Source organism: Pseudarthrobacter sp. O4 (assembly GCF_050157025.1).
GTDB lineage: Bacteria > Actinomycetota > Actinomycetes > Actinomycetales > Micrococcaceae > Arthrobacter.
Window position 1 is genome coordinate 2951675 of record NZ_CP189591.1, and the last position, 16468, is coordinate 2968142.

The following is a 16468-nucleotide window of genomic DNA, read 5'->3' on the forward strand; positions in this document are numbered from 1 at the left end:
CAGGTGGTGTGGGGGCGGCGGTTCAGGCCGGTACTGTTCAGGCCGGTACGACGGCGGGGGCTGCTTCTGCGGCGACCGGGCGCTCGCGGACCGTCCGCTGTTCGATGTCCTTGACCCGGCCGCCGGCCTGCACGAGGCGCTGGACAAAGACGCCGGGGGTGATGATGTGGTTCGGATCGAGCGTGCCGGGTTCGACGATCACCTCGGCCTCCGCGACGGTCACGGCGCCCGCGGTGGCCACCACGGGGTTGAAGTTCTGGGCGGTGTAGCGGTAGATCAGGTTGCCGTCGGTGTCCGCGGTGTGCGCGTGGACCAGGGCGACGTCGGCCCTGATGGCGCGTTCCTGGACGAAAGTCTCGCCGTCGAACTCGGCGAGCGGCTTGCCCTCGGCGACGAGGGTGCCGACGCCGGTCTTGGTGTAGAAGGCGGGGATGCCGGCGCCGCCGGCGCGCAGGCGCTCGGCGAGGGTGCCCTGCGGGGTGAACTCCACTTCCAGCTGGCCGGCAAGGTACTGCTCGGCGAAGAGCTTGTTCTCCCCGACATAGGAGGCGATGACCTTGCGGACCTGGCCGGCCTCGATCAGAACGCCGAGGCCCTTGCCGTCCACGCCCATGTTGTTGGACACGACCGTGAGGTCCTTGACGCCGGAATTGCGAACGGCCTCGATCAGATCCGCCGGGATCCCGCTGAGGCCGAAGCCGCCTACGGCGAGCGTCATGCCGTCCCGCAGTACGCCCTGCAGTGCGGCAGCCGCCCCGGATTTCACCTTTGACATTGCATCTCCTCGTTGAGCGGTCAGGAGCGGCCGGACACGTTCCCGCCGGCTCGATCCACGTTGTGGACTGTTCGTCTGAGGAAGGAGCCTATGGCGTGCCGTGGGCCACTGTCAACGCCGTTATTCCGCTACATTTGGCCCATTTCTACAGTGTGGACGCTAGGATGGGCAGTGTCCATAATATGGATAATTTGAGGAATCCTGAGGTGAAAGATGAACTCCGTACCTGTCCAGGGCGCCCAGGTGGTCAGCCGCGTCGCGGCGTTGCTGAGGATTGTGGGACGCAAGCCCGAGGGCTCCCCGCTGACGGCACTGGTCCGGGAATCGGGCCTCACCCGTCCCACCGTGCACCGGCTGCTCAGCTCCCTGGCAGCCGAAGGGCTGCTGGACCAGGAACCGGGCAGCGGCAACTGGGTGTTGGGGCCGGAGATTCTGTTGATGGGCTCCGTGGCCTCGGCGCGGTTTCCCCTGGAAGATATCGCCAGGCCCAGCCTCCGGCGGCTGGCCGGGGAGACCGGGGAAAGCGCGTTCTTCTCCATCCGCCGCGGCGCCGAAACGGTGTGCCTGCTGCGGGAGGAGGGAAGCTTCCCGGTACGTTCCTTCGTACTGCACGAAGGCGTGCGCTTCCCGCTCGGAGTCGCCTCCGCCGGCACCGCCATCATGGCGTTCCTGCCCCCGGAGGAACAGGAGGAGCTGCTGGCCCACTGGGCCGCGCACGCCGGCAGCTTCGCGGCGGCCCATACCGAGGCGCTGGTCCGGACGAACCTGGAAGCGACGCGCCAGGCAGGCTATTCGGTCAATCCGGGGCTGGTGCTGGAAGGCAGCTGGGGGATGGGCGCCGCGGTTTTCGACCAGCGCGGACACCCCGCCTGGGCCCTGTCCCTGACCGGCATCGAGCCGCGCTTCCGGGCGGAGCGGCAGGCGCAGCTGGGCCGCCTGCTGATGGACGAAGCCCACCGGATCTCGACCCTGCTGCAGGGCACCGGGTAGGCCGGCCATTGCCCGCAGTCTCGACAAAACATGGGCCGCGGAGCACCATGAGAACTGCATGTGAAACCGCATAACCGTTTATGCCCGGCAGCGGGCCCGTTTCCGGCGGCTTCCTGCCCACCCGGTCCTGGGTGGTTGAGGGAGCGGATGAAGCCTGGCGGAAGCGCACCCTTCCGGCCCCGGCCGCCGTCGTGGTCTACGGCGTCCGTGAAATATACCAGGCCGGTAGCCGGCCGTTCACCCAGCGTCAAAGGAGTGAGTCTCGTGGCTCCTCATGCAGAAATCTTGTCTATGCCGCGTCTGTTGCGCGTTCTTGTCGCCTCCCTCGCAGCCGTGTTGTTGCCGGTGGCCCTCAGTGGCGCCGCCGTCGCCGACGGCGGTAAGTCAGCCCGCACTTGGACTGTCCAGGTCGGTTCCGAATCCTCCGACCAAGCGATCCAGGGCATGGCGTTCCTGCCCGAGAACATCTACGTCAACGCGGGTGACAAAGTCACCTGGAAGGCGAACGCGGCGGAAATCCACACGGTGACGTTCCTGGCGGCCGGCCAGTCATTGGAGTCCACCCAGCCTTTCAACCCGGCGCTTGACGCGAATATCCATCAGCAGGGCGGAAAGAGCTATGACGGGCAGTCCTATTACAACTCAGGCGTCATGACCAATGTGTCAAACAGCGGTTTTGACCAGACCAAGGAATACTCGCTGAAATTCCCGGACACGGGTGAATTCACCTACTACTGCCTGGTGCACGGGATGGCCATGAAGGGGACGGTCCACGTCCGGGAGGCCGGAACCGAGTACCCCTACAGCCAGTCCGAATATGACCACCAGGCCCACAAGCAGGAGCGGAAGATCCTGCGCGACGGAGAAAAGCAATGGGAGGCTGCCCGCGAGCATGTGGACCAGGCGGACCAGCCCACGGTGATCGCCGGCACGGACAACGGAACCGCCATGGTGATGCGGTTTGTGCACCGGGAGATCAAGATCCACGTCGGTGACAGCGTGACGTTCGTGAATAACGGCATGGGTGCCCCGCACACCGTCACGTTCGGCACGGAGCCGGCCGATCCCTTTGCGGAAGTTGGCGACCCGGCCGGCTTCACGGGCGGGGATCTCAGCTCAGGACTGATGCCTCCGGGCAGCTGGTTCAAAGTGACCTTCAAGAAGGCCGGGGACTTCGACTACATCTGCGCCCTGCACGACTTCATGGGCATGGTGGGCACAGTGGAAGTCCGCGACTGATCACTTCTCGTTTTGCCGTCGAGGGGCACTTTGACACGGACACGCCGCCCAATTGCGGGTGGACCACAGCATCACGGCTCAAAGTGCCCCGCGACGACGCCCCGTTGGGGCCCTACTACTTCCACCAGGTGTCGTTGATGGTGACCGGGACGGTGCGCTTGTGCCGGGTGCTGAGGTATTTCTGCTCGATGAGCTCGGCGGCGCCCTCGGTGACGTCCCGGCCCTCCAGATAGTCATCGATCTGGTCATAGCTGAGGCCTAGCTCGTCCTCATCCGTCCGGCCAGGCGCGCCGTCCAGCAGGTCCGCCGTCGGCACCTTTTCCCAGACGCGGGCCTGGGCGCCCAGGTGGGCCAGCAGGGCGCGGTTCTGCCGCTTGTTGAGCCCGAAAAGCGGGAGGATGTCGGCACCGCCGTCTCCATACTTGGTGAAGAACCCGGTCACGGACTCGGCGCCGTGGTCCGTGCCGATCACCAGATAGTTGTACTCACCGGCCAGGGCATACTGCGCGGTCATGCGGGCCCTGGCCTTTGTGTTTCCCTTGTGGAAATCGGAGATAGCGGCACCAGCGGTCTTTTCGAACTCGGACTCGAACGCCTCCACGGCCGGGGCGATGTTGAATGTCAACTCGGTTTCGGCGCCAATGAAGTCCAGTGCCGCCTGGGCGTCTTCTTCGTCGTGCTGGAAGCCGTGGGGGAGCCGGACGGCCAGGAACTTCGCCTCCACGCCCTCGGTTTGCAGTTCCTCGACCGCCAGTTGGGCCAGGCGTCCGGCCAGGGATGAATCGAGGCCGCCCGAGATGCCCAGGACGAATCCGTTCGTCCGGGTTGCCTTGAGGTATTCCTTCAGGAACGTGACGCGTTTGCGCACCTCCCCGGCGGGGTCGATCCGGGGCTGCACGCCCATTTCTTCAATGATCTTCGCCTGGAGTTCACGCATGACTCAAAGCCTAGCCAGCGGTGTCAACCGGGCTCAATTGTTGCGGGCGGAATGGCACCGGCGCGGCGCGTGCCGGCGCTGCGCAAAATACCGGGCGCGGCCCGGATCCGGATCCCGGCAGCACCGGTGCATTTCCGCAGCGCCGGTGCGAATCCGCAGCGAAAACCGCTGCCGAAAACCATTCCCCAAAACCGCTGCCACCCGGCGTCGCGCAGGCGTACCGTGGGGCCATGGAAACTACCGGATGCGCTGTGGTGGGCGGCGGTCCCGCCGGCATGATGCTCGGCCTGCTGCTGGCACGGGCCGGGGTGAAGGTGACCGTGCTGGAGAAGCACGCCGACTTCCTGCGGGACTTCCGCGGCGACACCGTGCACCCCTCCACCATCCGCCTGATCGACGAACTCGGGCTGGGGGAGGAATTCCGCCGGCTGCCGCAGAGCCGCTTGAGGAATGTGGCCTTTCCGGTGCCGGGCGGACCGCCCGTGACCATGGGCGACTTTGACACCCTGCCTGCGCCCTACAATTACGTCGCCATGATGCCGCAGTGGGACTTCCTGAACTTCCTTGCCGATGCCGCCGCCAGGGAACCGGGGTTCACCCTGCTCATGAGCCACGCCGCCACGGGGTTGGTGCGCAACGGCGGGCGGGTCCGGGGCATCCGCGTCCGGACACCCGATGGCGCCGAGGACGAACTCCTGGCGGACCTGGTCATCGCCACGGACGGGCGGCACTCCACGCTCCGCAGCGCGGCCGGGCTCGCCCCGAAGGAGTTCCCCGTGCCGTTCGACGCCTGGTGGTTCCGGCTGCCCCGCTATCCCTCCGAGCACGGTGCGGTTGCAGGGATCGTCCCGGCGTTCGGCCGGGGCGAGGCACTGGTGGCCCTTCTCCGCAACGACTACTACCAGATGGGATATCTCGCGCCGAAGGGCACGGACGCCCGGATCCGTGCCGAAGGCCTCGAGGGCTTCCGACGGCGGATCGCGGCACTCCGTCCAGACCTCGCCAGCCGGGTGGACGCCATCTCCTCGCTCGAGGATCTGCACTGGCTGGACGTCCGCCTGGACCGGCTCCGTTCATGGCACATCAACGGCCTGCTCTGCATCGGCGACGCCGCCCACGCCATGTCCCCGGCGGGCGGGGTCGGGATCAACCTCGCCATCCAGGACGCCGTGGCCGCCGCGGAGTGCCTCGCCCCCGCGCTCCTCCGCGGCCGGGTGACCGTTGAGGATCTGGTGAAAGTCGAACGACGGCGGCGCATGCCCACCGTCGTCGTGCAGACCGTCCAGCGGCTGATGCACCGCGCGCTCTTCGCGCCCATCATGACCGGGAAGAAGTCACGGCTGCCCTCCGCCGTGCTGTATGTGGGCCGGCGCGTCCCGGCGGCCCGGCGCATCATCCCCCGGTTCATCGCGTTCGGACCGCGGCCCGAACATGCTCCCGCGTTTGCCCGCCGCGCCCAACGGACGTCGACGTAGCACCGGCAGCCGGCTGGGAAAACGGACCCGGCTGAGCACTAAACTGGGACCCATGACTGCCACCCCTGACACTGCCGCTGCCCGCGCCCGCCTGCTGGAACTCATCAAGGAACTGGCCGTGGTCCGCGGCAAGGTCATCCTCTCCAGCGGCGCCGAGGCCGATTACTACATCGACCTGCGCCGCATCACCCTGCACCACGAGGCGTCGAAGCTGGTAGGTCAGGTCATGCTCTCGCTGCTGGCCGACGCCGGGATCGACTTTGAGTGCGCCGGCGGCCTCACCATGGGGGCGGACCCCGTCGGTACCGCCGTGATGCACGCCGCCACCGACGCCGGCCGTCCCGTCGATGCCTTCGTCGTCCGCAAAGCGCAGAAGTCCTACGGCATGGGCCGCCAGGTGGAGGGCCCCTCCGTCGAAGGCCGCAAGGTGCTGGTCCTGGAGGACACTTCCACAACGGGCGGCTCCGCACTGACCGCCGTCGAGGGCGTCCGCAAGGCCGGCGGCAACGTGGTGGCCGTGGCAGTGATCGTGGACCGCGCTACCGGTGCCAAGGAAAAGATCGAAGCCGAGGCCGGCGTTCCCTACCTGTTCGCCTTCGGCAAGGACGAACTCGGCCTCGCGTAGGCTATCTATGCTTCAGCGCAGCACTCATTGTTCCCGTCGGCCGGGCACCATCACTGCGCCGGAAGCCCAAGGACCGAACCGGCGAAGGAGCTGGCGTGGACACGCGAAAGCTGAAGTATTTTCTGGCCGTCGTTGACCACGCCGGGTTCAATCGCGCGGCCGAGCATCTCCTCATCGCCCAGCCCTCCCTCTCCCAGACCATCGCCGGACTGGAAAAGGAGCTTGGCGTGCCGCTCTTCCACCGCATCGGCCGCCGGGCGGTCCTCAGCGAAGCGGGCAAGGAACTCGTCGGACCGGCCCGGCTGGTGATGCGCGATCTTGATGCCGCACAGTCCGCGGTGCAGGCACTCAGGGGTGTGCGCAGCGGCCGGCTGGACATCATCACTATGCCCTCGCCCGGGATCGAGCCGCTGACCTCAATGATCGCCGGCTTCACCCGGCAGCACCCTTCCGTCCGTCTAAACGTCAGCGCCGCATTCACGCCGGAGGAAGTCATCGAGTCAGTCCGGACCGGCAGCACCGAGATCGGCCTTGCCGGAGCCTCCACTCCGATCCGCGTGCCGGGTGTCCAGGTTTTGGAGCTGGAGCGCCAGCCGCTGATCCTCATCGTCAACCCCCAGGCCGACACTTTCAGCCCCGGGGAGGCCATCCAGCGCGAAGACCTGGGCGGCCACCGGCTGATAGCCAGCCAGCGGGGATCACTGATGCGCTGGCTGGTTGACGATGCACTGGCGCACGGCGTCGATACGGAAATCGTCGTCGAGGTTGCGCACCGCACCTCGATCCTGCCCTTGGTGCTGGCCGGCGTCGGGCACGCGGTGATGCCGTCCTCCTGGGCGCCGTTGGCGCACAGGTCAGGGCTGCGGACTTTGCTGATCGAACCGGTGTCCCACTTGGATGTGGCGATCCTGAGCCGGAAGGAAGACCTGACACCGGCGGCCCGGGCGTTCCTGAAAGTGGCGGAACTGCACGTGGAAGCCGGGCCGGAAAATGCGCCCCCGCCGGTTCGATCAATAGGCTGAGCCTATTTGCCCTATCGAATCTTGGTCTTGGACGCGGTCTGGTGTCATGGCCTCTACTTGAAGAGGAAGGGCAGTGTGACGCTGCTAACACACTCAACGAGGAGGTAGGCACATGAGCGCCACCCAGAAATTCAGCATCGCTTCAATCCCCGCAGACGGTGTCGGCAAGGAAGTCGTCTCGGCTGGCCGCCGCGTCCTGGACGCCCTGGCAGTGAACTCCGGCGGAAAGTTCGCCTTCGAGTGGACCGAGTTCCCCTGGGGCTGCGGCTACTACGAAAAGACCGGCCAGATGATGGACCCCAATGGCCTTGAGACCCTGAAGGACTTCGACGCGATCTACTTCGGCGCCGTCGGCTGGGAAAACGTCCCGGACCACATCAGCCTCTGGGGCCTGCGTCTGAACATCACGCAGAACTTTGACCAGTGGGCCAACATCCGCCCGGTGAAGTTCCTCCCGGGCATCCAGTCCCCCCTGCGCAAGGCCGACAACACCGAGCTCGACTGGATCGTTGTCCGCGAAAACAGCGAAGGCGAGTACGCCGGCCTGGGCGGCCGGAACCTCAGCGGCCGTGGCCCGGGCAACGAGGTTGCCCTGCAGACCGCGCTCTTCACCGAAAAGGGCTGTGAGCGGATCATGCGCTTCGCCTTCGACCTGGCCCGGACCCGCACGGTCAAGAAGGTCTCCTCCGTGACCAAGTCCAACGCCCAGCAGTACGGCATGGTCCTCTGGGACGAAACCTTCCAGCGCGTGGCCCTGGACTACCCGGACGTGACCACCGAAAGCGTCCTCGTCGACGCGATGAGCGCCAAGTTCATCCTGCACCCCGAAGACCTCTCCGTCGTCGTCGCCTCGAACCTGAACGCAGACATCCTCTCGGACCTGGGCTCGGCCCTGGCCGGAAGCCTCGGCCTGGCAGCCAGCGCCAACCTGAACCCGGAGCGCCGCTTCCCGTCCATGTTCGAACCGGTCCACGGCTCCGCACCGAACATCGCCGGCAAGGGCATCAGCAACCCGATCGGCGCGATCGCCAGCGCCGCCCTGATGCTGGACCACTTCGGCCTGCACGCCGAAGCCCGCCTGATCGAGGCCGCCATCGAGCAGACCACCGCCGCCGGGTACCTGACCCGCGACGTCGGCGGCGAAGCCAACACCGAAGACGTCACCGAAGCAATCATCAAGGCCCTCAGCCACACCCTGGCCGCCGTCTAGCCAGAACGCGCGACCAGCCGGGTCAAACCCCGGCGGTCAGTACAAAGCCCGGAGTGGACGGCGGTGCACCATCCCGCCGCCGTCCATCCCGCCACTTCATTCTTCAAGCACCCCTCCAGCGACATTCCACAACGAGGTAGGAATCATGGACCAAATCACCACCGCCGGATCGGCTGCCCCAGCCAAGACGCAGTCAGCTAAGAAAGCGGCCCCCAAGACACGCTGGTACAAGCAGCTGTACTTCTGGGTACTGACCGCCATTCTCATCGGCATCCTCGTCGGCTGGCTCGCCCCGACCGTCGGCATCGCCATGGAACCCATCGGCACCACCTTCGTCAACTCGATGAAAATGCTCATCGGGCCGATCGTGTTCCTGACCATCGTCGGCGGCATCGCCAGCGTCGCGGACCTCAAAAAGGTCGGCATGACCGGCCTGAAGGCCCTGACCTACTTCCAGGTCGGCACCATCTTCGCCATGATCTTCGGCCTGGTCGCCATCAACATCTTCCGCCTCGGCGACGGCGTCAACGCCGACGCCGGCTCGATCAAGACCTCCGACTCCGCAGCCAAGCTCATCGACGCCGGCGCGCACCAGGAATGGTGGCAGTTCCTCACCCACATCATCCCCAACAGCATCGTCGGGCCCTTCGTTGACGGCGACATCCTCCAGATCATCTTCATCGCCGTGGTCTTCGGCATTGCCCTGAACGCCATGGGCAAGGTCGGCGCCCCCGTCCTGGACGGGGTGCAGCGCCTGACCGGCGTCATGTTCAAGATCCTGGGCTTCATCATGAAAGCCGCCCCGATCGGCGCCTTCGGTGCGATGGCGTTCGCCGTCGGCAAATACGGCGTCTCCTCCCTTACCAGCATGGGCGGGCTGATCGCACTCTTCTACATCACCTCGATCCTCTTCGTTGTGGTGGTCCTCGGATCCGTCATGGCCTTCCTGAAGCTCAACATCTTCACGATGATCCGCCACCTCAAAGAGGAATACATGCTCATCCTGGGCACCTCAACCGCCGAACCGGCCCTGCCGGGCCTGATGCGCAAACTGGAGCACGCCGGCGTGAAGAAGGAAACGGTCGGACTCGTCGTGCCCACCGGATACAGCTTCAACCTCGACGGCGCCGCCATCTACCTCTCCCTGGCAGCCCTCTACATCGCCCAGGCCACCAACACCGACCTGACCATCGGCCAGCAGCTGGGCCTGCTCGCCGTCATGCTGCTCACCTCCAAGGGCGCAGCCGGCGTCGCCGGCGGCGGCTTCATCGCCCTGACCGCCACGCTGACCACCATCGGCACCATCCCGGCCGCCGGCATCATGCTCATCTTCGGCATCGACAAGTTCATGTCTGAATGCCGGGCCCTGGTGAACTTCACCGGCAACGCCGTCGCCACGCTCTTCATCGCCTGGTGGGACCGCACCCTGGACGCAGACCGCGCCCGCCGGGTCTTCGCCGGAGAAACCGTTGAGCCCATGCCCAACGAGGACCCTATCCACCTCGACGAAGTGACCGACATCGACGATGCCCTGACCGAATATGGGCACCACGCGCCCAAGGAAATCAGCGCCAAGCACGCAGGACACGCCGATGATGCCCCGCCCTCCACGGACGACCGCCGTCCCGCCTACTCGGAAACCATCTGAGATGTACAACGCAACCGCCCCGAAAACCGTGCGGACCCTCATCGCACCCGATAAGTTCAAAGGCAGCCTCACCGCTGGCGAAGTAGCGGATGCCCTGGCAGCGGGGCTCCGCTCCGCAACCGGAGCCGGGACCGGGACGGTCCATTGCGAACTGCTTCCACTGGCGGACGGAGGCGACGGCAGCGTTGACGCCGCCGTCGCCTCCGGGTTCACCCGGCGCAGCTACACCGTCGCCGGACCCACCGGCCAGCACGTCCAGGCCAGCATCGCCTTCGACGGCATCACCGCCGTCGTCGAAGTCGCCAACACCTGCGGGCTTGGACTCCTGCCCGAGGGACAGCTGGAGGCGCTGAACGCCTCCAGCCGCGGCTTCGGCGAAGCCATCCTGTTCGCACTCAGCCTGAACCCGGCCCGAATCGTCATGGCCCTGGGCGGCAGCGCCAGCACCGACGGAGGCATGGGAATGCTCACCGCACTGGGCTACAGCTTCCGCGACGCCGACGGCCGCCAGCTCTACGGCAGCGGCCGTGCCCTGGCCCAGATCGACACCATCCACCGGACCACCCTCCCCGCACTCGCCGACACCGAACTCATCGTCGCCAGCGACGTCCACAACCCGCTGCTCGGCGACCAGGGCGCCCCGGCGGTCTTCGGACCCCAAAAGGGCGCCGGCCCCGAGGACATCGCCGCACTAGACAAGGGCCTGGAACACCTCGTCACCAAAATGGCCGAAGCCGGGTTCGCCGACGCGGCCGCCCTGGCAGAGCACGACGGTGCCGGAAGCGCCGGAGGCATCGGCTACGCCTGCCTGCTGCTCGGGGCACAGCAGGTCTCAGGGGCCGACTACTTCCTGGACCTGCTGGACTTCAACACCCGCAAGGACAACTGCGACATCGTCATCACGGGCGAAGGCAGCATCGATGAACAGACCCTGGCCGGGAAACTGCCCGCCGCCGTCGCACGGCGGTCAGGGACCCGGCCGATCATCGCCGTCGCCGGCCGTTCCCTCCTCCCCACGGAGCGGTGGCCGGAAATGGCACTGACCCGGGTCTACACCTTGGCCGAATACACCGACCAGGACTCGTCCAAAGACCCCGAACTGTCCGCCGCCCTGCTCCACCGGATCGGCAAAGACATCGGGACAAGCCTCCTGTAGCGGCTCGTCACCTGCTGCAAGAGAACTCAGAAATGCCTGACCGTAGCCCGGGCGGGCGTTTCTGTCTTCACCCGGGCGCAACCAATACCGAAGACCTAGGTATCAACGCCCACGAGGAGGAGTATGCGCGCGTTGAGCGGGAGATCGGTCACGTCCCCGCCCGCTTTCAACCACTCCGCCGCGGGGGATCGACTTGAGGAGCGGTTCCGCTTCCCTTGAAGCGGAACCGCTCCTCCTTGGTCGGGTCAGGAGGCTTTGGCGCGAGATATTCGGCCAGGGCATCCCGAAGGATGGCGGAGGGTTTCCGGTGTTCCATTTTCGCCCGTGCGACCAGCTGGGCGTCCATGTCCTCGGGCAGTCTCAGGGAACGTGACGGCGATGTTCCCTTGGCGCTAAGTGAGGGTTTGCCGACAGCGCGCCTGACTTCTTCCGCAGAACCCAGAGCAGCTTCCAGCAGCGCCCGTCCGGCCTCGGGTCCTTGGGCTTTGGTGATGCGGGCTTCCGGCCCGATATCGGCGGTCTCTGCCCAGGTGGCGAGTTCCGCGTAGCGGGCCTGCTCCTCGGCGTCGAGCCCGTGGCCGCCCTTGGCCTTCTTCGTTTCATTCACTTGTCTGTTTCCCTTTCTGCGATGTCCAGGATTTTCCGGCGGGCTTCCATGACGTGGAAGACCAGGATGTCGTTCGGAGGTGTGATGACGGCCATGACTTCAAGGATTAAGCGCCGGTCCCGGCTGGGGCCGATAAACAGGTCCAGGCGGATGCTCGAATCCACACGCGGTTCATCGAATTGCCGGACATGGTAGACCTGATTCAGGATCGCGTTCAGCGCGTCCTCACGGTCTACGCCGTGCTTGTCTGCGCTCTCTGCCCACCTGATTCCCACACCAATATTGTCGTACTATATTAGGAGTATTGCAAGACAATATCTCCCGCGTCTGCACCCCGGATCACGGAGGCGTTCACCGCGCTGGTCCACCGTGACGGCACCGACGCTGCCGGGATCTGGCCGGCCGCGGCGCCGGCAGCTGCCGGGCGGGCGCTTTCTGCGGTGATGGCATATGCGCGGGTGCTCGCGGCCCGGTTCGGGATCGTCACCATGGCGTGGCAGGCTGCGGGGCTGGCCGCGGCGGGCGCATGGTTTTTCAGCGCCGGGTGGCATGGCGCGGCCAACACGAGCTGGCCCTTATGCCGGCCGTCCCGGGCGGCAAGGGTGGGAGGGCGCCGGCTGATCCGCCCGAAACCGTCCGAACCGGGCCCTGCAGCTCGTCGGCATCAATATCGGCTAAAAGACTTTGCAGTCGCCCTGGCGTCGCAAGTGTTTTGCGGTCCGTGACCATGAGCCCCGTCGGGGCGGAAGGGTCGACGGCGATGCGGACGTCGATGCCCTCGGCCAGGATCTTCCGTTCTGGCGAAATGATGGAAGCTCCTCTGATCGTCCGCTCAGTTCCGCGGGACAAAGGCACGAGACTCCTACGGCGTCTCGATTGAAGGACGCACTGCTGGCACGTACTGTGAAGGCGGCGCGCTCCGGTGCAGCGCGAAGACGCGGCGGCCATCTGCGGCGACCGTCAAGCTGCTGGCAGAAGCGCTTCCGAACGGTGACTTCTATGACCACGAGGCCATTGCGAGCTTCGCCTGGCCCTTGCTGATCCAGGCCGGTGGTCTTGCGGACGGCAACCGGCTTCAGCTGACCCCGCGAGGGCGCTCGGCGCTGTCGAAAGAGCCGGCAGACGTGCTGAGGCTGCTGTGGCGGCGGTGGATCAAAAACGGTGTCATCGACGAGTTCAGCCGCATCGAGGCGGTGAAGGGACAGCGGTCCACCAATGTGCTCAGCGCGGCCGGACGGCGGCGTGCAACCACAGCCGACAGCCTGCGCCTGCTGCCTGCCGGTGAGTGGGTTGAGGTCGATGACCTCTTTGCCCGGATGCAGAACGCGGGTATGGAGCCCACCGTCCACCGGAGTGAACGCGGGCTCTGGAAGCTCTACCTGGAGGACCCGCAGTACGGCAGCTTCGGCTATGACGCCGCGCACAAGTGGGAACTGCTCGAGGGCCGGTATGTTCTTGCAGTGCTTTTTGAGTATGCCGCCACGCTGGGACTGATCGATGTGCGCTACATCGAGCCGGACGGCGCACGCACCGATTTCCGCGACCACTGGGGCGCCGATTGGCTGCCACGCCTCAGCCGCTATGACGGGCTGCAGGCCCTGAGGATCACGGCTCTGGGCCAGTACTGTCTCGGACCGGTCCCCAGCCTTGAGGGCCACCTACCGCTCGCCGCGCAGCCGCCTCGCGTGCCCCGCTGATGTGCCTTAACGCTGGCGGGCGCGGCGGCGATCACTGGCGTGCACCAGCATGGTGCCACCCTTCCCCCGCATCACAGGGTGGCACCGCCGAAGGACAAGAAAATCGGCGATGAGGGGCCCGACATGGCCAGCTCGGAACTCCTGGCCTCCTACGAGGAAATCAGCCGCGAAATCGGCAGGCGCGGGGTCGGCCGCGAGCCGGAACCGGTCTAGCGACTGTACTACTGGGCCGGATTCCGCCCGGAGACTGTGGCTGAGCTGTTATCCGGCCGGGTTTCTGATCCGTGTTCAGCAGTGGATACGGTAGGGGTGTGCCGCGTGAGACGGAAGAAAACAGTGGGCGCGGTCCCGGTTCCGCCGAGGCCCGCATACTCCGGCACGCCGCAGAACTGAAGCGGTTTTCGCGCCGGAATTTCCTCCTTGGCATGGGCTCCGCCTCGCTCCTGGCCGCGGACATGCTGCTCACCCGGCAGGTCCAGGCCGCCCGCCGGGTGAACAAGATCCTCACTGTGCCGGACGACACCGCCGAAATGTATTTCCCCTCGGCCAGCTGGATCCTGTTTCCCGGCTACAAGACCAGCTGGGAGGAAGCCCAGTGGATTCTTAACTCCCTGCGCGGTGCCCTGACCGAGCGGGGTCAGCTGGCCGCCGTCGGGTATTCCAATGTGGGCCTGGACATCGACCAGATCGTGATCGCCGTGATCGAGCACGTGCGCGCCCGGAAGCTCACTACCCTGTATTTCTACGGCCACAGCTTCGGCGGCATGGTGGCGACCCAGGTCGCGGCCCGGCTCCGTGAGCTGCACGGCCTCGAAGTGGCGTTCATTCTTCTCGATTCCAGCCCCAACAGCAGATACGACGTGCTGGACCAGAGCTGGTTCGAGGGGGTGGTGTTCCTCTATGAAAGCGGATTCCGCTTTCCCTCGGTGCTGCGCGGCGGCTATGAACTCGGTGAACGGATGCTCCACAAGGACGAGCGCAGCTGGGGACAGGTCCTGGACCAGACGCTGGAGCAGCTCTCGCCGATCGCCCCCTCCAGCGTGCTGGTCCAGTCGGAGTCCGCCTACATTTATCATTTTGATGCCAGCCGCTTCGCCGGGAAGCTCGGCGGCACGCGGATGGCGTTCATCGGCAACCCGCGGGACCGCACCGTGGACTATGAGACTGCGCGGGAGGCCTGGATGCTGACCTTTAAGGACAACATGGTGTCCGACGAGCTGCGCACCGACGGCGCCCGCCCGGCGCACGCCAGCCCGGGCTGGAACCCGTTCGTCTACCGCCCGCTGATCGAGGAGCTGCAGGACCAACTGTTCCCGCTGCCCTCCGGTGGAGGCAGGAAAACCGCGTTCTAGTGGTGTTCCAATGGGCTAGATCTGGTTCTTCAGATCCGCCACGGAGTTCAAGATCTGGTTGGGCCGGAACGGGTAGGCGGCGATGTCGTCCCGGTGCGTGATGCCGCTGAGCACCAGCACCGTATGCAGCCCTGCTTCCATGCCGGCGATGATGTCCGTGTCCATGCGGTCACCGATCATCGCCGTGGTCTCGGAGTGCGCGTCGATCTGGTTCATCGCCGAGCGGAACATCATTGGATTCGGCTTGCCGACAATGTAGGGCTCGCGGCCGGTCGCCTTGGTGATGAGCGCGGCGATCGCGCCCGTTGCCGGCATCGGCCCGTCCTTCGACGGCCCGGTGGCGTCCGGGTTGGTGGCGATGAACCGCGCGCCGCCCAGGATCAGGCGGATGGCCATCGTGATCGCTTCGAAGGAGTAGGTGCGGGTTTCGCCGAGCACCACAAAGTCCGGGTCCTGGTCGGTGAGGATGAAGCCGGCCTCGTGCAGCGCCGTCGTGAGTCCTGCTTCACCGATCGTGTAAGCCCGGTTGCCGGATTCCGAGCCATGCACCTGGTCCTTGAGGAACTGCGCCGTGGCCAGCGCCGAGGTCCAGATGTTCTCCTCGGGGATTTCCAGGCCGGAGCTCTTGAGCCGGGCGGCGAGGTCCCGGGGCGTATAGATGGAATTGTTGGTCAGGACGAGGAAGCGCCGGGAGGTGTCCACCCAGCGCTGGATGAGGTCCGCGGCGCCGGGGATGGGCTGGTTTTCGTGCACCAGTACGCCGTCCATGTCGGTCAGCCAGCATTCGATGTCCTGGCCGCTGCGGTACACCGACGACGAGGATCGTACTTCGTCTGCATCTGTCCGCTGGGCTTTGCGCTGGTCCGCCATGGTGTCCTCCGCTGTAAGTGTGCCGCTTCCTGTGTCCTAAGTCTAAGGTTGAGTCGTGACTGAACCCGAGACGCCCAGCGAAGCCCCCGCCATCCCGCCGGCCGGAAAAGGGGTCGAGAATGCGGTCGAGCCAGAGGCGGGTGCAGAGACCAAGGCGGAGGTCGGCGTCGGCCCCTGGGAAGGCGAACTTCCCCAGGGCGGGCACTGGGATCCGGACCTCCTGGCGGATGGCGACCGCCGCAATGTCGTCGACAAATACCGCTACTGGAAGCACGAGGCGATCGTGGCGGACCTCGACTCCCGGCGGCACAACTTCCACATCGCGATCGAGAACTGGCAGCACGACCTCAACATCGGCACCGTGGTCCGCACCGCCAACGCCTTCCTCGCCAAAGAGGTCCACATTATCGGACGACGCCGGTGGAACCGCCGCGGGGCCATGGTCACCGACCGCTACCAGCACGTCCGCCACCACCCCACGGTGGACGACTTTGTGGCCTGGGCGCAGGGGGAGGGGCTGGCGATCATCGGGATCGACATCTTCCCGGACTCCGTCCCGCTGGAGACCTACGAGTTGCCCAAGGACTGCGTGCTGGTGTTCGGCCAGGAGGGCCCCGGGCTGACGCCCGAGGTCCATGAGGCCGCCCTCGCCACCCTCTCGATCGAGCAGTTCGGCTCCACCCGGTCCATCAACGCCGCCTCCGCGGCGGCCATCGCGATGCACGCCTGGATCCGCCGGCACGTCTTCCACCAGCTGCCGGGCTGACTCGCGCGCCGGCCAGCCAGTATTACAGGGCCGAGTGAGGAGAAACACGGCCAGGGCGCAGGAATGGCTAGGATGGATCGTAGCCGACAGGTTCACTCC

Annotated in this window: 17 protein-coding genes; 11 read left to right on the forward strand and 6 right to left on the reverse strand. The window is 66.1% G+C overall.

From position 1 onward, the window contains the following. Nucleotides 1-37: 37 nt before the first annotated feature. Nucleotides 38-775 (reverse strand): CoA transferase subunit A, encoded by a 738-nt coding sequence (locus ACQCSU_RS13790; protein WP_426975866.1) that lies wholly within the window; start codon nucleotides 773-775, stop codon nucleotides 38-40. A 213-nt stretch (nucleotides 776-988) separates the two neighbouring features. On the opposite strand from ACQCSU_RS13790, the gene ACQCSU_RS13795 reads away from it, so the two are divergent. Continuing rightward, entirely contained in the window at nucleotides 989-1765 is a 777-nt protein-coding gene (locus ACQCSU_RS13795; protein ID WP_426975867.1) for an IclR family transcriptional regulator, read from the forward strand. Between the two features lie 264 nt (nucleotides 1766-2029). Continuing rightward, the gene (locus ACQCSU_RS13800) at nucleotides 2030-3004 is read left to right on the forward strand and encodes a plastocyanin/azurin family copper-binding protein (RefSeq protein ID WP_426975868.1); all 975 of its coding nucleotides are present in this window, start codon (nucleotides 2030-2032) and stop codon (nucleotides 3002-3004) included. A 115-nt stretch (nucleotides 3005-3119) separates the two neighbouring features. Here ACQCSU_RS13800 and nadE read toward each other — a convergent pair whose 3' ends face one another. Continuing rightward, nucleotides 3120-3941 carry an ammonia-dependent NAD(+) synthetase gene (gene nadE, locus ACQCSU_RS13805; protein WP_426975869.1) on the reverse strand — a complete coding sequence of 274 codons (822 nt, stop codon included), beginning with the start codon at nucleotides 3939-3941 and terminating at the stop codon, nucleotides 3120-3122. A gap of 230 nt (nucleotides 3942-4171) precedes the next feature. Between nadE and ACQCSU_RS13810 the strand changes: the two genes are divergently transcribed. From ACQCSU_RS13810 to ACQCSU_RS13835, 6 genes are all read left to right on the forward strand, one after another. Further along, nucleotides 4172-5416: an FAD-dependent oxidoreductase gene (locus ACQCSU_RS13810; RefSeq protein WP_426975870.1), complete on the forward strand. Its 1245-nt coding sequence runs from the start codon at nucleotides 4172-4174 to the stop codon at nucleotides 5414-5416. Nucleotides 5417-5468: 52 nt separating this feature from the next. After that, nucleotides 5469-6041: an orotate phosphoribosyltransferase gene (gene pyrE / locus ACQCSU_RS13815; RefSeq protein ID WP_426975871.1), complete on the forward strand. Its 573-nt coding sequence runs from the start codon at nucleotides 5469-5471 to the stop codon at nucleotides 6039-6041. Nucleotides 6042-6136: 95 nt separating this feature from the next. Then, nucleotides 6137-7063, forward strand: a complete 927-nt coding sequence (locus ACQCSU_RS13820) for a LysR family transcriptional regulator (protein WP_426975872.1) — start codon at nucleotides 6137-6139, stop codon at nucleotides 7061-7063. Nucleotides 7064-7175: 112 nt separating this feature from the next. Next, entirely contained in the window at nucleotides 7176-8273 is a 1098-nt protein-coding gene (locus tag ACQCSU_RS13825) for a tartrate dehydrogenase (protein WP_426975873.1), read from the forward strand. A gap of 145 nt (nucleotides 8274-8418) precedes the next feature. Further along, nucleotides 8419-9921, forward strand: a complete 1503-nt coding sequence (gene dctA / locus ACQCSU_RS13830) for a C4-dicarboxylate transporter DctA (RefSeq protein ID WP_426975874.1) — start codon at nucleotides 8419-8421, stop codon at nucleotides 9919-9921. 1 nt (nucleotide 9922) lies between these two features. Beyond that, nucleotides 9923-11077 carry a glycerate kinase gene (locus ACQCSU_RS13835; protein WP_426975875.1) on the forward strand — a complete coding sequence of 385 codons (1155 nt, stop codon included), beginning with the start codon at nucleotides 9923-9925 and terminating at the stop codon, nucleotides 11075-11077. A 166-nt stretch (nucleotides 11078-11243) separates the two neighbouring features. Here ACQCSU_RS13835 and ACQCSU_RS13840 read toward each other — a convergent pair whose 3' ends face one another. The 3 genes from ACQCSU_RS13840 to ACQCSU_RS13850 are packed head-to-tail and all read right to left on the reverse strand — an operon-like array spanning nucleotide 11244 to nucleotide 12249. After that, nucleotides 11244-11684, reverse strand: a complete 441-nt coding sequence (locus ACQCSU_RS13840; RefSeq protein WP_426975876.1) for a ribbon-helix-helix protein, CopG family — start codon at nucleotides 11682-11684, stop codon at nucleotides 11244-11246. Then, on the reverse strand, nucleotides 11681-11959 hold the full coding sequence (locus ACQCSU_RS13845; protein ID WP_426975877.1) for a hypothetical protein: 279 nt from the start codon (nucleotides 11957-11959) through the stop codon (nucleotides 11681-11683). Before ACQCSU_RS13845 ends, ACQCSU_RS13840 begins: the two co-directional genes overlap by 4 nt. A 20-nt stretch (nucleotides 11960-11979) precedes the next feature. Continuing rightward, nucleotides 11980-12249 carry a hypothetical protein gene (locus ACQCSU_RS13850; RefSeq protein WP_426975878.1) on the reverse strand — a complete coding sequence of 90 codons (270 nt, stop codon included), beginning with the start codon at nucleotides 12247-12249 and terminating at the stop codon, nucleotides 11980-11982. Nucleotides 12250-12718: 469 nt separating this feature from the next. Between ACQCSU_RS13850 and ACQCSU_RS13855 the strand changes: the two genes are divergently transcribed. Continuing rightward, entirely contained in the window at nucleotides 12719-13381 is a 663-nt protein-coding gene (locus ACQCSU_RS13855) for a hypothetical protein (RefSeq protein ID WP_426975879.1), read from the forward strand. 311 nt (nucleotides 13382-13692) lie between these two features. Then, the gene (locus ACQCSU_RS13860; RefSeq protein WP_426975880.1) at nucleotides 13693-14733 is read left to right on the forward strand and encodes a thioesterase domain-containing protein; all 1041 of its coding nucleotides are present in this window, start codon (nucleotides 13693-13695) and stop codon (nucleotides 14731-14733) included. 15 nt (nucleotides 14734-14748) lie between these two features. Here ACQCSU_RS13860 and ACQCSU_RS13865 read toward each other — a convergent pair whose 3' ends face one another. Then, entirely contained in the window at nucleotides 14749-15603 is an 855-nt protein-coding gene (locus tag ACQCSU_RS13865) for an HAD-IIA family hydrolase (protein ID WP_426975881.1), read from the reverse strand. 91 nt (nucleotides 15604-15694) lie between these two features. Here ACQCSU_RS13865 and ACQCSU_RS13870 point away from each other — a divergent pair, with 91 nt between their 5' ends. Continuing rightward, the gene (locus ACQCSU_RS13870; protein ID WP_426979795.1) at nucleotides 15695-16369 is read left to right on the forward strand and encodes a TrmH family RNA methyltransferase; all 675 of its coding nucleotides are present in this window, start codon (nucleotides 15695-15697) and stop codon (nucleotides 16367-16369) included. Nucleotides 16370-16468 lie beyond the last annotated feature (99 nt).

Bases quoted from the DNA above. Each gene is read 5' to 3' on its own strand.
- ACQCSU_RS13810 (WP_426975870.1), top strand. From the start codon at position 4,172: ATGGAAACTACCGGATGCGCTGTGGTGGGCGGCGGTCCCGCCGGCATG.
- ACQCSU_RS13795 (WP_426975867.1), top strand. From the start codon at position 989: ATGAACTCCGTACCTGTCCAGGGCGCCCAGGTGGTCAGCCGCGTCGCG.
- ACQCSU_RS13790 (WP_426975866.1), bottom strand. From the start codon at position 775: ATGTCAAAGGTGAAATCCGGGGCGGCTGCCGCACTGCAGGGCGTACTG.
- ACQCSU_RS13835 (WP_426975875.1), top strand. From the start codon at position 9,923: ATGTACAACGCAACCGCCCCGAAAACCGTGCGGACCCTCATCGCACCC.
- nadE (WP_426975869.1), bottom strand. From the start codon at position 3,941: ATGCGTGAACTCCAGGCGAAGATCATTGAAGAAATGGGCGTGCAGCCC.
- dctA (WP_426975874.1), top strand. From the start codon at position 8,419: ATGGACCAAATCACCACCGCCGGATCGGCTGCCCCAGCCAAGACGCAG.
- ACQCSU_RS13865 (WP_426975881.1), bottom strand. From the start codon at position 15,603: ATGGCGGACCAGCGCAAAGCCCAGCGGACAGATGCAGACGAAGTACGA.
- ACQCSU_RS13825 (WP_426975873.1), top strand. From the start codon at position 7,176: ATGAGCGCCACCCAGAAATTCAGCATCGCTTCAATCCCCGCAGACGGT.
- pyrE (WP_426975871.1), top strand. From the start codon at position 5,469: ATGACTGCCACCCCTGACACTGCCGCTGCCCGCGCCCGCCTGCTGGAA.